Source organism: Parabacteroides sp. KHUB-03 (assembly GCF_056640975.1).
In genome coordinates, this window is record NZ_CM153257.1 from 58,312 (window position 1) to 72,736 (window position 14,425).

Annotated in this window: 9 protein-coding genes; 8 read left to right on the top strand and 1 reads right to left on the bottom strand. The window is 42.3% G+C overall.

Translation table 11 applies throughout. The features are described 5' to 3' along the window. Positions 1-15 precede the first annotated feature (15 nt). From ACYIB7_RS00255 to ACYIB7_RS00270, 4 genes are read left to right on the top strand one after another with little or no spacing between them, the layout of a single operon-like run. On the top strand, positions 16-3,273 hold the full coding sequence (locus ACYIB7_RS00255; RefSeq protein ID WP_103982817.1) for a DUF2723 domain-containing protein: 3,258 nt from the start codon (positions 16-18) through the stop codon (positions 3,271-3,273). A gap of 6 nt (positions 3,274-3,279) precedes the next feature. After that, positions 3,280-3,891, top strand: coding sequence for a polysaccharide deacetylase family protein (locus ACYIB7_RS00260; protein ID WP_099464001.1), 612 nt, complete (start codon positions 3,280-3,282; stop codon positions 3,889-3,891). Continuing rightward, positions 3,892-4,809, top strand: coding sequence for a tRNA epoxyqueuosine(34) reductase QueG (gene queG, locus ACYIB7_RS00265; protein WP_103982816.1), 918 nt, complete (start codon positions 3,892-3,894; stop codon positions 4,807-4,809). A gap of 4 nt (positions 4,810-4,813) precedes the next feature. Next, a complete protein-coding gene (locus ACYIB7_RS00270) occupies positions 4,814-6,103 on the top strand; it encodes a S28 family serine protease (protein ID WP_480337727.1) in 1,290 nt (429 codons plus the stop codon). 89 nt (positions 6,104-6,192) lie between these two features. Here ACYIB7_RS00270 and ACYIB7_RS00275 read toward each other — a convergent pair whose 3' ends face one another. Then, positions 6,193-7,170 carry a GntR family transcriptional regulator gene (locus tag ACYIB7_RS00275; protein WP_099463998.1) on the bottom strand — a complete coding sequence of 326 codons (978 nt, stop codon included), beginning with the start codon at positions 7,168-7,170 and terminating at the stop codon, positions 6,193-6,195. A 650-nt stretch (positions 7,171-7,820) separates the two neighbouring features. Between ACYIB7_RS00275 and ACYIB7_RS00280 the strand changes: the two genes are divergently transcribed. From ACYIB7_RS00280 to ACYIB7_RS00295, 4 genes are read left to right on the top strand one after another with little or no spacing between them, the layout of a single operon-like run. Continuing rightward, complete coding sequence (locus tag ACYIB7_RS00280) at positions 7,821-8,594, top strand: glycyl-radical enzyme activating protein (RefSeq protein WP_199163397.1); 774 nt, start codon at positions 7,821-7,823, stop codon at positions 8,592-8,594. Then, a complete protein-coding gene (locus tag ACYIB7_RS00285; RefSeq protein WP_480337729.1) occupies positions 8,591-10,660 on the top strand; it encodes a pyruvate formate lyase family protein in 2,070 nt (689 codons plus the stop codon). Before ACYIB7_RS00280 ends, ACYIB7_RS00285 begins: the two co-directional genes overlap by 4 nt. A 20-nt stretch (positions 10,661-10,680) precedes the next feature. Continuing rightward, on the top strand, positions 10,681-11,997 hold the full coding sequence (locus tag ACYIB7_RS00290; protein ID WP_480337730.1) for a sugar porter family MFS transporter: 1,317 nt from the start codon (positions 10,681-10,683) through the stop codon (positions 11,995-11,997). Between the two features lie 12 nt (positions 11,998-12,009). Then, complete coding sequence (locus ACYIB7_RS00295) at positions 12,010-14,415, top strand: glycoside hydrolase family 127 protein (RefSeq protein ID WP_480337732.1); 2,406 nt, start codon at positions 12,010-12,012, stop codon at positions 14,413-14,415. Positions 14,416-14,425 lie beyond the last annotated feature (10 nt).

Sequence of the window (14,425 nt, forward strand, 5' to 3'; positions counted from 1 at the left end):
ATCACTTTATACAACATGGGAAAGTATAAATTAATCAACAACGCGTTGGGGTGGATTGTTTTTGCAGCCGCTTTTACCGTTTATTTGATGACAATCGAACCTACTGCCAGCTTTTGGGATTGCGGTGAGTTCATTTCTTCAGCATTCAAACTGGAAGTAGGACATCCTCCCGGAGCACCCTTCTTTATGTTAGTAGCTAACCTTTTCGGACAGTTTGCTTCCGATCCCTCTAAAGTAGCCATGATGGTGAACAGTATGTCTGCTCTTTTTAGTGGACTGACAATCTTATTCCTGTTCTGGAGTATTACGCACATGGCCCGTAAGATTATGGTAGGGGATAGTTATGATATGCCGCTCGGAACGATGATTACTATTCTGGGCAGTGGCGTTGTGGGTGCGTTGGCATATACATTCAGTGATACATTTTGGTTCAGTGCGGTAGAAGGTGAAGTATATGCTTCTTCTTCTTTGTTTACGGCTGTTGTATTCTGGCTAATTCTGAAATGGGAAGATATGGCAGACCAACCTCATGCCGATCGTTGGATTGTATTGATTGCCTATTTAATGGGATTGAGTATTGGTGTCCACTTGTTGAACTTATTGTGTATTCCGGCTATTGTACTGGTATATTATTATAAGAAGTTTGAAAATCCTACCATGAAGGGAACGTTAATAGCCCTTTTGGTTTCTTTTGCTATTGTTGCGTTGATGATGTACGGTGTGGTACAGGGTTTGGTTGAAGTATGCGGTTACTTTGAACTTCTGTTTGTTAACGTACTGGGAATGCCTTATAATTCGGGTGTTTTTGCTTATGTTATAGTATTAGCCGGAGTGTTGATTTGGTCGATTTGGGAAACTATGCGCGACGAGATCAATCCGTTACGTATGAAAATTGCTTTTATATTGGCTATAGTGCTGATAGGTATTCCTTTTATTGGTAGCGGATATGTACTGGCTGTGATCCTTACTGCTGCCCTTACGGCTTATTTGTTTATGAGTAAGAAGGTAAATATCAAGATGCTGAATACAATCCTGATTTGCCTGATGGTAGTTGTTGTAGGCTATTCTTCATATGCACTGACGTTGATTCGCGCTTCGGCAGATACCCCAATGAACCAGAACGCTCCGAGCGACATTTTTACTTTGCGTACCTATCTGGCTCGCGAGCAATACGGTAAAACTCCGTTATTGTATGGTCAGACTTATGCATCGGAAGTATTGCGTGAGGTTAAGGATGGTGCCTGTGTTCCTGTTACTGAAGAGGGAGCACCTACCTGGAGCCGTGTTATCAAGAAGGATAAAAATGAGAAAGATCGCTATTATGTTTCCCGTCATGAGACGGAATATAAATATGTGGACGAACTGGATATGTTGTTTCCACGTATGTATAGCAATGATGCACGCCATATAGCCGCCTATAAGGAATGGGCACAGGTAAAAGGACAACCTGTTAAATTTAACCGCTGTGGTGAAATGGTTTCTGTGGTGAAACCTACTTTCATGGAAAACCTGCGTTTCTTCTTTGCTTACCAGCTTAATTTCATGTATTGGCGCTATTTTATGTGGAATTTCTCCGGACGTCAGAATGACATTCAAGGAAACGGCGAAGTGCTGAATGGTAACTGGATAACAGGTATTCCATTTATAGATGAGGCTTTGGTAGGTCCTCAGGAAGATATGCCTTTTGATATTGTAAATAATAAAGGGCATAATGTCTATTATATGCTGCCTCTTTTACTGGGTATTTTAGGTCTGTTGTATCAGGCGTATGCAGGAAAGAAGGGTATTCAGGCATTCTGGGTTACGTTCTTCCTGTTCTTTATGACGGGTATTGCAATTGTATTGTATTTGAATCAAACACCTTATCAGCCGCGTGAACGAGACTATGCGTATGCCGGTTCGTTCTATGCGTTCTGTATATGGATCGGATTCGGAGTGGCGGCTTTGGCAAAAGGCCTCGAAAAATATGGTAAGTTGCCTGCTGTAGCGGCAGGAGCTATTGCTTCCGTTGTTTGTTTATTCGTTCCTATGCAGATGGGTGCGCAGAATTGGGACGATCATGATCGTTCGAACCGCTATGTTGCCCGCGATTTTGGAGCAAATTATCTGGAATCGTGCGAGCCGAATGCTATCATCTTCACAAATGGAGATAACGATACCTTCCCGCTGTGGTATGCCCAGGAAGTTGAGGGTATACGTACCGATGTTCGCGTATGCAACACCAGTTATCTGCAAACAGATTGGTATATCGACCAGATGAAGAAACAGGCATACGAATCGCAGCCACTGCCTATTTCGTGGAACCGTGCAGATTATATACAGGGTACGCGTGATGCTGCTTTTATATTCCCTCTGACTGATCAGTCGATTGATTTGAAAACAGCATTGGACTTTGTCCGTAGTAACGATCCGAAATACAAAAAGATTCCGAATATAAGTCAGGAACTCGATTATATACCTTCGCAGAGCTTAGTATATAAGGTAGATGTTAATTCGGCTGTGAATAACGGTGTAGTTGATACGGCTGATATCCGGTATGTGCAGGATATGACTATTGATTTGAAGGGTAAAGATGTTCTTGGTAAACAGGAGTTGATGATTCTGGATATGCTGCAGACTAATGACTGGAAACGTCCGATGTATTATGCTGTAACAGTTGCAAGCGATCAATGGGTGAAGCTTGACCCATATTTCCAGCAGACAGGTCTGGCTAACCAGATTGTCCCGATGCAGGTGAAAGGTACTGTTAAGGAGGTTAATACCGAAAAGATGTACGATAATGTGATGAACAAGTTCAAATGGGGCGGCGTAAATACGAAGGGCGTTTATCTGGATGAAAACGTAATGCGTATGTGCAAGAGCTACCGCTCTGTATTGTTTGCTAAGTTGGCGGCTGCGTTGGTTAACGAACAGAAGAATGATAAAGCGTTAGCAGTACTTGATAAGGCAATGGAGGTTCTTCCTGCCGAAAATATTCCTTTGGATTACAGTGCCCTTTCAATTGGTGAGCTTTATTATGTGCTTGGCCAAAAAGAAAAAGCAGAAGGAATATATACCGGAATAGCCGATAATGCAGTTCGTAATCTGAATTGGTTGTTCCGCTTGAAACCCGGACAACTGTCGTCTGTAGAGAACGAACTCGGACACAATCTGGCAGTACTGCAGGAAGTGCTTCGTGTAAACAAGCAGCACAACCCTGAGTTTGCTAAGAAGTATCAGGAAGAGTTTGACAACTACCGTATGGCTTACGGTGTTCCTCAAAATGCAGAATAACGAAATATGTTTATAGAACAACCTCCCTGGTTATACAGGGTTCTGTTTCCCGGGGTAATCTGGCGAATACCGGCTGAGAAGAAGTGTGTATATCTTACCTTCGATGATGGCCCTATTCCCGAGGTTACCCCTTGGGTTTTAGATATACTGGATAAATATGGGGTAAAAGCCACCTTTTTTATGGTAGGAGACAATGTGCGTAGATATTCGGATATCTATCAGATGGTAATAGATAGAGGCCATCGTGTAGGGAACCATACGTATAACCATATCCAGGGTATTCAATATTGGACGAATAATTATCTGGCAAATGTAAAAAAGGCGGCCGAGTATATAAAAACAGATTTGTTCCGCCCTCCGCATGGGCACATGCGTTTGCCGCAGATACTTACGCTTCGCCAGCATTATAAAATAATTATGTGGGATGTAGTTACGCGTGATTATAGTCCGCACATGACGCCTAACGGGGTTTTCAATGTAGTGAAGAACTATACCCGTAATGGCTCGGTAATCGTTTTCCACGATTCTTTGAAAGCGGAAGGAAATATGCGTGAAGCCATGCCTCGCGCCGTCGAATGGTTGCTGCAGCAGGGCTATGAGTTTAAGGTCTTTGAGTAAATGTTTGTTTCTTCCAAAATAAAAGAACTAGCCTGCAAACACGGATTCGGCGCGTGTGGTATTGCCCGTGTGGAACCTGCTGATACCGAGATTGTTTATCTGGATCAATGGATTGCAAACGGCTGCCACGGAGAAATGAAGTATATGGAAAATTACCGGGATATCCGTTTCAACCCTTCCGGATTAGTAGAAGGAGCTTGTTCCGTTATTTCCGTTGCCTTAAATTATTATCCAGGGAAAAAGCTTTCCCCGGATATGCCTCATATTGCCTATTATGCCTATGGAAAGGATTATCATATTGTACTGAAAAATAAACTTCGCTTGTTGTGGGAAAGCATTACATCTTCGTTGGATAAAACGCATGAAGCCCGATTTTTTACCGACTCGGCTCCTATCCTTGAACGCTATTGGGCATGGAGGGCCGGCATTGGTTTTATTGGAAAAAATACCAACCTGATTATTCCCGGCAAAGGCTCTTATTTCTTCCTCGGAGAGATTGTTACTACTTTGGAAGTCGATGAGTACGATACGCCCCAAAAGAACCGTTGTGGAAACTGCAACCGATGTATCGAATTTTGCCCTACCGGCGCGTTGGAATCCGAACGGCATCTGAATGCATCCCGATGCCTATCCTATTTGACGATAGAACACAAAGGAGAAATACCACCGGAACAGGCAGCCAGATTGGGCAATCGTCTATATGGCTGCGATACCTGTCAGCAAGTTTGTCCCTGGAACCGCTTTGCAACCCCGACGCAAGAGGAACAGTTTTGTCCTACCGAAGCATTTTTGTCTCTTAATAAAGAACAATTGCGTATGCTGACGAAAGAGGAATATAATTGTATATTTGCTTATTCTGCTGTGAAAAGGGCAAAATATGAAGGTTTGTTGCGCACAATAAAATACTTAAAAGAATAAATCCATGAAGAAAATGATCCATCTGCTGGTACTGCTGTTTTGCTATTCGGCAGTCACAATGGCTGCTTCCGAAGATTTAAAAGAAAAACTGGAAGCACTGAAAGGCATTGAAAGTGTTGAACAATTGAAATCGGACTGCTATCCTGAAAAATATGTGGTACGTATTACCCAACCGCTAGATCCGAAACATCCTGAACTTGGAACATTTACTCAGCGCGTAATTATAGGACATGTGGGTTTTGACCGTCCTACGGTTCTTGTTACCGAAGGATATGGTGCAGCCTATGCCCTGAATCCCCGTTATCAAGAAGAATTAACCCGGCTGCTGAATGCAAATCTGATATTTGTGGAATATCGGTATTTCCTTGAGTCAACCCCCGATCCGCTGAACTGGGATTATCTGACAGCCGAAAATTCGGCATATGATTTGCATCATGTGAACCAGACTTTCCGTGAGCTATATAATACGGGGAAATGGATAAGTACAGGGATCAGCAAGGGCGGTCAGACTACTATATTATATCGTGCATTTTTCCCGGATGATGTAGATTTTTCGGTTCCTTATGTTGCACCTTTAAACCGGGCAGTAGAAGATGGGCGCCATGAGCCGTTTCTTCGTAAAGTGGGAACAAAAGCTGAACGTGCTAAAATAGAAAGTTTCCAAATAGAGGTGCTGAAACGTAAAATGGAGATTGTTTCCATGTTAGAATCGTTCTGTAAGGAAAATAACTTGCAGTTCCGCATACCGGTGGAGGAAGTTCTGGATTATTGCGTATTGGAATATCCTTTTGCCCTTTGGCAGTGGGGAACTTCCGTAAAGACTATCCCTCCCTTATCAACAGATACGGAGACACTGTTTAAACATCTGGTTTCTATCAGCGGTCCCGATTATTTTGCGAAAGACCAACCCAATACCTCTTTCTTTGTACAAGCAGCTCGCGAACTGGGTTATTATGGCTACGATACGAAACCATTTGAAAAGTATCTGACAATTAAGAACAGTGATGGTTATTTAAGCCGTATTATGCTGCCCGAAAGTGCCGGAACGATAGAATTCCGCCCCGGGCTTTATCAAAAGGTATATAACTTTCTGAAAGAAAATGATCCCAAGATGATATTCATTTATGGTGAAGTTGACCCGTGGAGTGCAACTCGCGTTCCTTCTTTCAAAGGAAAAAAGAATGAACAGATTTATATCCAGCCCGGTGGAAGCCATCGTGCCCGTATAAGTAACATGCCGGAGGATATGAAAGAAAAAATACTGAGGCAGATAAATAAATGGTTAGCTGAGTAGAGTTTTTATCTGCTTGTGTAAATAAAGAAAAGGCGAATAATTCAAAATTATTCGCCTTTTCTTTATTTCATGGTATTGGATATTCTCAGTTATAATGAATTCCTTAAATTTAGTTGCCATGGATTTTCAATGGTTTCGATTCCTTTTTTATTAACCAGGGAAGCCATTGTTTGACCCATAAGCTTAAAGTCTGTAGATAGCGTAGTGATACCTCCTGCCAGAATCTCTTTTAAAGGAGTGTCATTATAAGATATGATACCGAAGTCTTTTCCGGGAATGAAGTTTTGTTTGGTTGCCTGTTTTAACAGGTCTACCAGATCACGATCGTTTACTACCATGTAGATTTCACCTGTGTTAAGGCTTCTGTCCTTGATGGAACCAATATACTCGTGCGTGAAATTATAGTCTTTACAAAACGAACAGAGTCCTATATAACGTTCAACCGGTTCTTTCTCTTCTTTCTGGACCATAATTATATGGTGATATTTCTTTATATGGGATAAACCGTGGACAAGTGCTTCGTACGTGTCTTTTTCAAAATTTTGTGCAACAGAAGAGTATTTCCCTTTTAGTTCCGAATGGAAATGATCTAGTAAAAATACATTACCTGATAAGCTTTGGAGTAAAGGATCGATGCCTGCAAATTTTCCGGGCATTAAGATATAAGTAGTATATTTATTGTTTGCTTCGTTAATAAGCGTTTCGAATACTTTCCTGTTATAATTGTGAAAATAGATATCTACAGTGGCAACTTTTCCTATTGACTCCATGAATGAGTTATACAGGTCTTCTTTAAATTCATTAAGTTCATTGAACAATAGGAATATGTTGTGTTTCTGGGTTATTCTTGTACTTGTCACATAATAACCTATTCCGGGATTGGAATCGATTATACCTTTTGACTTTAGTTCGCTTAATCCGGCAAAAACGGTATCTCTGGATAAGGTATAATTTTTCCTGAATTCATTTATAGAAGGAATCCAATCTCCTTTTTTATATGTTCCGTTATTAATACCTTCTATAACGTGGTTTACCACTAACTTGTACTTTGATTCGTTAACTCTCATTTCTCTTATTTTATTGTACAAAGATATGGTTAATTAGTTCTGGCTGGTACGAGCTGGTCTATGTTTAATAACACAGACAAAAATAATAGACTAGTTCGTACCAGTGTGAATGATTTGTTTATATTTGTTGCGATGACCCAATTGTATTGAAAACCATTTATTATGATACCATGAAGATAGACAAACATTCCATGTGAGGTATTTGCTCAAAATTCTAAGATTACTGTAGATGCTTCCAAAGTTATGAATGAGATCCCTGCATATCTTTACGGAGCTTGCATTGAGGATGTGAATCATGAAATCTTTTGGGAGATAACAAAATGGATTATGAATTTCCTTCTCATTCATATGTTGTTATGAAGTTTGTTAAGCAATGAATAGCTTTAACGGATATAAGGTTATCCGGTTGTAAAAATAACCATAACTATGGTTTTTGAAAATTATAATTATGAATTGAAAAAAACGTAGTTATGATTATGAGGTATAAATAGAGCAGCTCCGAATCCTTAAACTTGAGTGTGGAAACCTTGCTAACTGGTACGAGCTGGTCTATGTTTAATAACATGATAAAAACATCGTACCAGTTCGTATCAGTTGGAATATTATTCTCTATATTTGCGGTGTTAAGTCTAATACCAATCTGATATAGCATGAATAGTTTGAACTCCATACAACAAGGAACAATCTTTAGCATTGAAGAGTTTGCCGTCAATGACGGGCCAGGTATCCGGACTACCGTTTTTCTGAAAGGCTGTCCGTTGCATTGCGTGTGGTGCCATAATCCGGAAGGAATCTCTCCTGAGCCACAGTATATGATGAAGAAGGATGAAACAACTGTATGTGGTTATCGGATTACTGCAGATGAACTGGCAAGCCGGCTTTTGAAGAATAAAGAAATTTATTCATTAAATAAAGGCGGGGTCACTTTTACGGGAGGAGAGCCTTTGTTGCAATACGGTTTCTTGCTGAATGTACTCCGTAAGATAAAGCCTGAAATACATACGGCAATTGAAACAAGTGGCTTCGCTTCGGAGGAGGTTTTTCGTGAAGTTCTTCCTTTACTGGATTTAGTGTTGTTTGATGTCAAACATACAGATCCTGCGATACATAAGAAATATACGGGGGTGGATAACCAGTTAATACGTAAAAATCTGGAATGTTTGTGCTCCTCCGGTAAAGACTTTGTTATACGCATACCCCTGATTCCGGGAATAAACGATACAAAAGAAAATATGCTTGCTGTTCTGGATATAATCAGGGATGCAAAGTCATTACAAAGAGTAGAAATACTCCGTTACCATAAAATGGCCGGTGCCAAGTATTCCATGATAGGCAAAGAATATAATCCTCCGTTTGATCCGGAAATACCTCCACGAGTTTATAATGTCTTTGAAGATAATAATATAAATACGATAGTCTTATGAATGAAAGAATAAAAAATCTACGGGAGTATTTACTGGACAAGAAGCACCATCAGTTTCGCAGAACTCCCGGTGAGTTGGGAATACAAAACCTGAGTGACGAATATAAGGCAAGCGGATTTTCTCCGGTAAAGCGTTCTGCCGCCTGCTTCTCTGCTATGCTTGAGAAAGAACAGCCTGTTATCTTACCGGGAGAAAAGATAGTCTTTACACGTACGGTTACAGAAGTGCCCGAAGTGTTTACAAAAGAGGAATGGGATGCTATTAAAACGAGTCATTATATACATGAGAAGGGATATGTTTGCAATATTTCTCCCGATTATGCCTATACATTAACATACGGCCTTGAAGCCCGAAAGGAAGAAATAAGCAAAAGACTGGAAGATGCCGGCCTGACAAAGGATCAAAAAGAATTTCTGCTTTCTGCCTATAGCAGTCTTGTGTCTCTTCAGGATTGTATCGAAAAGTATGCGCAATATGCGTTGTCGGTTGGAGAAACAGAGATTGCGACGACTTTGCAGGCTATTAAGTGTAACGGCGCTACCAGTTTCCGCGAAGCCCTTCAATTGCTGCGTATTCTTCATTTTTCTATTTGGGAGGCCGGCAATTATCATAATACGTTAGGCCGTTTCGACCAGTATATGTATCCGTATTATATCCGGGATATTGAGAACGGTGTGTTAACGAAAGAAGACGCATTTGATCTGTTGGAAGAGTTCTTCCTGGTATGTAATAAAGACAGCGATCTGTATCCGGGCATGCAGCAAGGAGACAATGGGCAGAGCATGGTGTTGGGCGGAAGAAGCATGACGGGTGAATACCTGTTTAACGAACTCTCCCGTATGTGTTTGCAGGCAAGCTACGAACTGGAACTGATCGATCCTAAAATCAATATCCGCGTAGACAGAGATACTCCTGCCGAAATTTACGAACTGGGTTCACAACTTACCAAGATAGGGTTGGGTTTCCCGCAATACAGTAATGACGATGTTGTTATCCCCGGCCTGATCCGGAAAGGATATGCTGAAGAAGACGCCTATAATTATGTAGTGGCGGCCTGCTGGGAGTTTATTATTCCCGGAGTAGCTATGGACATACCTAATATTGACGCTTTGTCTTTAATAGAGTGTGTAAGAGATTGCATGGAACAACTGAAAGACTGTCCGGATTATGCCTCTTTCTACAGTTTGATAGAAAAAGAAATGGCAAACCGGTTGGATGCGATGTGTAAAAAGCATCATAACATTTATATGATTCCGGCTCCTATGATGTCATTACTTATGGACGGAACTATTGAGCGGGCAAAAGATATATCTGAAGGCGGCAAATATAGTAATTACGGAATCCATGGAACAGGTATAGCTACGGCTGCCGATTCATTGGCTGCCATCAAAAAATATTATTATGAGGAGCAGAAGGTGGATTATAGTGCTTGGATGAATGCGCTTACCCATAACTTCAAAGAAGAAAAAGAACTGCAGGAGTTGCTTCGTAAAGAAGCTCCCAAGATGGGGCAGGACGACGACTATGTCGATTTGATTGCCAGAGACCTTCTAAACTCTTTCGATCGGGCACTGCAAGGCCGGATCAATGAGAAAGGAGGCGTTTACCGCGCCGGAACCGGAACAGCTATGTACTATATATTCCATGCAACGGAGTTGGGAGCTACTCCCGACGGTAGAAGTGCCGATGAGAAAATTCCGGCTAATTATTCTCCCAGCTTGTATATTAAGCAAAAGGGGCCGTTATCCGTTATTAAATCGTTTGCAAAGCCCGATTTAAAGAATGTGGTTAACGGTGGACCTCTCACCCTGGAATTCGATCAATCTGTATTCCGCAACGATGAAAGTGTGGCCAAGCTGGGTATGCTTGTCAGAACTTTTATTACTTTAGGCGGTCATCAACTCCAGTTGAATACTGTGTGCAAGGAGAAACTGTTGGATGCAAAGAAGCATCCGGAGAACTATCGCAACCTGATTGTCCGTGTCTGGGGATGGAGCGGTTATTTTGTGGAGCTGGACGAATGTTACCAGGATCATGTAATCAACCGGATTGAATTTGGACTTTAATCTTTAAACTCTATATTATTATGAAAACTACAGTGAAAGGTTTTATGTTTTACATCGCTTTTGTAGCATCGTTGGGCGGCCTTTTATTCGGATTTGATACGGCGGTTATTTCGGGAGCCGAGAAGTCAATCCAGGCCGTCTACAACCTTTCGGATTTTGCCCACGGCTTCACAATTGCTACGGCGCTGATCGGTACTATTATCGGTGCTTTGATCTGCGGTAAACCTGCCGAGAAATACGGACGCCGTTGGTCACTTATTGTGATTGCGTACCTTTACCTCGTTTCGGCTATAGGCAGTGCTGTTATTGTGAACTGGTATTCGTTTATGTTTTTCCGCTTTATGGGTGGACTTGCAGTGGGAGCCTCTTCTGTTGTAGGACCTATGTATATTGCCGAAGTATCTCCTTCACACTGGAGAGGACGTTTTGTAGCTTTCTTCCAGTTTAATATCGTATTGGGCATTGTGATAGCATACGTTGCGAATTATAATATTGTAGGTATACCTCACGACTGGCAATGGATGCTTGGCATAGAAGCCATTCCGGCCCTTCTGTTCGGGTTGCTGTTAATGACCGTACCCGAAAGTCCCCGCTGGTTTATCAAACAAAACCTTGTGGATAAAGCCCGCATGGTGCTTCGTAAGATTGGCGAACCGGATGTGGATAGAGAAGTGAAATCTATTGAAGAATCCCTTGAAGATACGGAAGTTGTCGGCGAAAATCTTTTCCAGAAGAAATACTTTTATCCCGTATTGATAGCCTTTCTTATCTCTTCTTTCAACCAGCTTACAGGCATCAATGCGATCCTTTATTATGCTCCGCGTATATTTGAATTGTCTGGTGTATTCCGTGAAGGTGCGATGATGCAGTCCATTGTTATCGGGCTGACTAACCTGACGTTTACAATGATCGGCATGCTGTTGATAGATAAAGTAGGGCGAAAAAAATTGATAGGTTTTGGATCTATCGGCATGTTCTTGTCGTTGTTTCTTGTAGCCAGAGGGTTCTATCTTGAGAAGTTTGAAGGCTACTATATGATGTTGAGCTTGATGGGGTACATTGCTTTCTTTGCTGTATCATTGGGAGCTACTATCTGGGTGGTAATCTCGGAAGTGTTTCCTAATAGTGTGCGTGCTAAAGGACAGGTGTTCGGAAGTATGACGCATTGGGTATGGTCGGCTCTGTTGTCGTGGTTCTTCCCGATTTTCCTCTCCATAGGGGGAACTTATATTTTCGGATTCTTCTCGGTTATTGCCCTGGGAAGCCTTGTGTTTGCCATTAAGTTGCCGGAGACACGTAATAAGTCGCTCGAACAGATTCAGAAAGAACTTACATAACTTCATATAATCATGAAAAAGACAATAACAATCCTTGTCATTACCCTGCTCTCTGTTTTCAGTGGGTATGCCGCAAATGAAGGGAAAAGTAAAATACATGAAGTCCCTTTTACCTCTGTACATTGTACGGATAACTTCTGGGCACCCCGGATCGATACAATCCGTACAAAAACAATTCCATACGCTTTCAAACGTAGTGAAAAGGCCGGATATATAGATAATTTCGCTATAGCCGGCGGTTTGAAGCAAGGAAAATACCAATCGGCCTTTCCTTTTGATGATGCCGAGGTATATAAAATAGCCGAAGGAGCTTCTTACCTGTTGACTGTAAAGAAAGATCCGGAACTGGAAGCATATATGGATAGCATTATTGCTATTATAGCTTCGGCGCAGGAACCGGATGGCTACCTCTTCACGAACCATACCATCAATAATCCGCTCCACCCGTGGGTTGGAAAGGAGAGATGGGTTCAGGATTGGAATTTGAGTCATGAGACATTTAATGCCGGCGAACTTTATGAAGCTGCCATAGCTTATTACTATGCAACCGGCAAACGCTCTTTGCTGGATGTGGCCATTAAGAATGCCGACCTGATTTGCAGTGTATTCCGTGAGGGAGGTCTGAAGATAGCCCCGGGACATGAAGTTATCGAAATGGCTCTTGTGAGGCTTTATGAAGCAACCGGTGATGAGAAATACCTCAAACAATGCCGTTATTTCCTTGAAAGCCGCGGGCATAAAGTTTTTGATAAAACCTCGGCCGATATACGTAAAAACGGTATGTATTGGCAGGATCATCTGCCTGTTACCGAACAGCGCGAGGCTGTGGGACATGCCGTACGTGCCCTCTACCTTTATTCCGGGATGGCCGACATAGCCTTGCACATGCAGGATAAGGCCTATCTGAACGCTATCGATTCTATCTGGAGCAACATAGTAGGCAAGAAGATGTACCTGACCGGAGGATTGGGATCGACAGCCAATAACGAGGCTTTCGGCAAGAACTATGAACTGCCTAATGCAACTGCCTATTGCGAAACCTGCGCTTCTATTGCCAACTGCATGTTCAATCTCCGCATGTTTAAGCTTCACGGCGATGCCAAATATATAGATGTACTGGAACGTTCGCTCTACAATACTGTTTTGAGCGGTATATCCATAAGTGGTGATATGTTCTTTTATCCGAATGTGTTGGAGACAAATAAAAACGGACAGGAACGCAGCCTGTGGTTTGATTGCTCTTGTTGTCCTACCAACTTGTCCCGGTTTATCCCCGCCGTTCCGGGATATATCTATGCGGTAGACGATAAATCTATTTATGCCAATCTTTTTGTAAGCGGTTCGGGTGAGGTACAGTTTAATGGCCGTAAGGTATTGCTTGAACAGCAAACCGATTATCCCTGGAGTGGTGATGTGGCTATCACGGTGAATCCGGTAGAAACAAATTCCTTTGATCTGAAAATACGTATTCCGGGATGGGCCAAAGAAAGTGTTGTTCCTTCCGACCTGTATAGCTTCGTTGGAAAGCAGAAGGGCAATGTGCAGATATTCTTGAATGGTAAGCCATACAAGTACCAGCAGGAAAAAGGCTATGCCATCATTACAAATAAATGGAAAAAAGGCGATAGAGTAACCGTCTCCTTTCCAATGGAACCGCGTCAGGTTATAACCAATGATGCCGTTAAGACAAATAATGGACTTGTTGCCGTAGAACGGGGTCCGCTGGTTTATTGTGCAGAATTTGTCGATAATAATGGCGAAGTCCGTAATCTGTCGCTGCCCGGAAAGACTTCGTATGAAGTGAAAAAGCGTCCCGACCTGATGAATGGTATTTATACGATTATAGCTGCCGGAAAGAAGTATACCGCTAAGGCAGGAGGGAAAGAAATACAGTCTGAGGATACCCGTATTACTTTTATTCCCTACTATGCCCGGGCTTATTGCGGAGCCGGCGAAATGAAAGTCTGGCTACCTCGGAACGGCGAAAAGATCGTATCTAGCCTGCAGGAGGAACTGCGCGTGGTAGATGAGGTGCTGATCGGACAGGAAAAGTCGGAGGCTGCTCATAACCTTCGGGGAGAGAATACGCGGGCCGACAAATCGGGCGGCTGGCGCGATGCACAGGACGGATGGTTCTCATACGACCTGAAAGTACTTCCCGACAAACCGATGGAGCTGGTTTTGACCTATCATAGCACCGATGGCGGCAACCGCCAGTTTGAGATATGGGTGGGTGACACCAAGATAGCAGAGCAAAGCCTCCGCACCGAAACATTTGATTTGTTTATTGATCATCCTTATCTTCTTCCCGAAGTGCTTACCCGGGGGAGAGAAAAGGTTACTGTGAAACTCCAAGCGCTTCCCGGCAATATAGCCGGAGGGATCTTTGGTTGTAAGATGCGATATGTAACAAAGTAATAATCTTTAA

Coding starts and splice junctions, on each gene's coding strand:
- ACYIB7_RS00255 (WP_103982817.1), top strand. CDS start 16: ATGGGAAAGTATAAATTAATCAACAACGCGTTGGGGTGGATTGTTTTT.
- ACYIB7_RS00260 (WP_099464001.1), top strand. CDS start 3,280: ATGTTTATAGAACAACCTCCCTGGTTATACAGGGTTCTGTTTCCCGGG.
- queG (WP_103982816.1), top strand. CDS start 3,892: ATGTTTGTTTCTTCCAAAATAAAAGAACTAGCCTGCAAACACGGATTC.
- ACYIB7_RS00270 (WP_480337727.1), top strand. CDS start 4,814: ATGAAGAAAATGATCCATCTGCTGGTACTGCTGTTTTGCTATTCGGCA.
- ACYIB7_RS00275 (WP_099463998.1), bottom strand. CDS start 7,170: ATGAGAGTTAACGAATCAAAGTACAAGTTAGTGGTAAACCACGTTATA.
- ACYIB7_RS00280 (WP_199163397.1), top strand. CDS start 7,821: ATGAATAGTTTGAACTCCATACAACAAGGAACAATCTTTAGCATTGAA.
- ACYIB7_RS00285 (WP_480337729.1), top strand. CDS start 8,591: ATGAATGAAAGAATAAAAAATCTACGGGAGTATTTACTGGACAAGAAG.
- ACYIB7_RS00290 (WP_480337730.1), top strand. CDS start 10,681: ATGAAAACTACAGTGAAAGGTTTTATGTTTTACATCGCTTTTGTAGCA.
- ACYIB7_RS00295 (WP_480337732.1), top strand. CDS start 12,010: ATGAAAAAGACAATAACAATCCTTGTCATTACCCTGCTCTCTGTTTTC.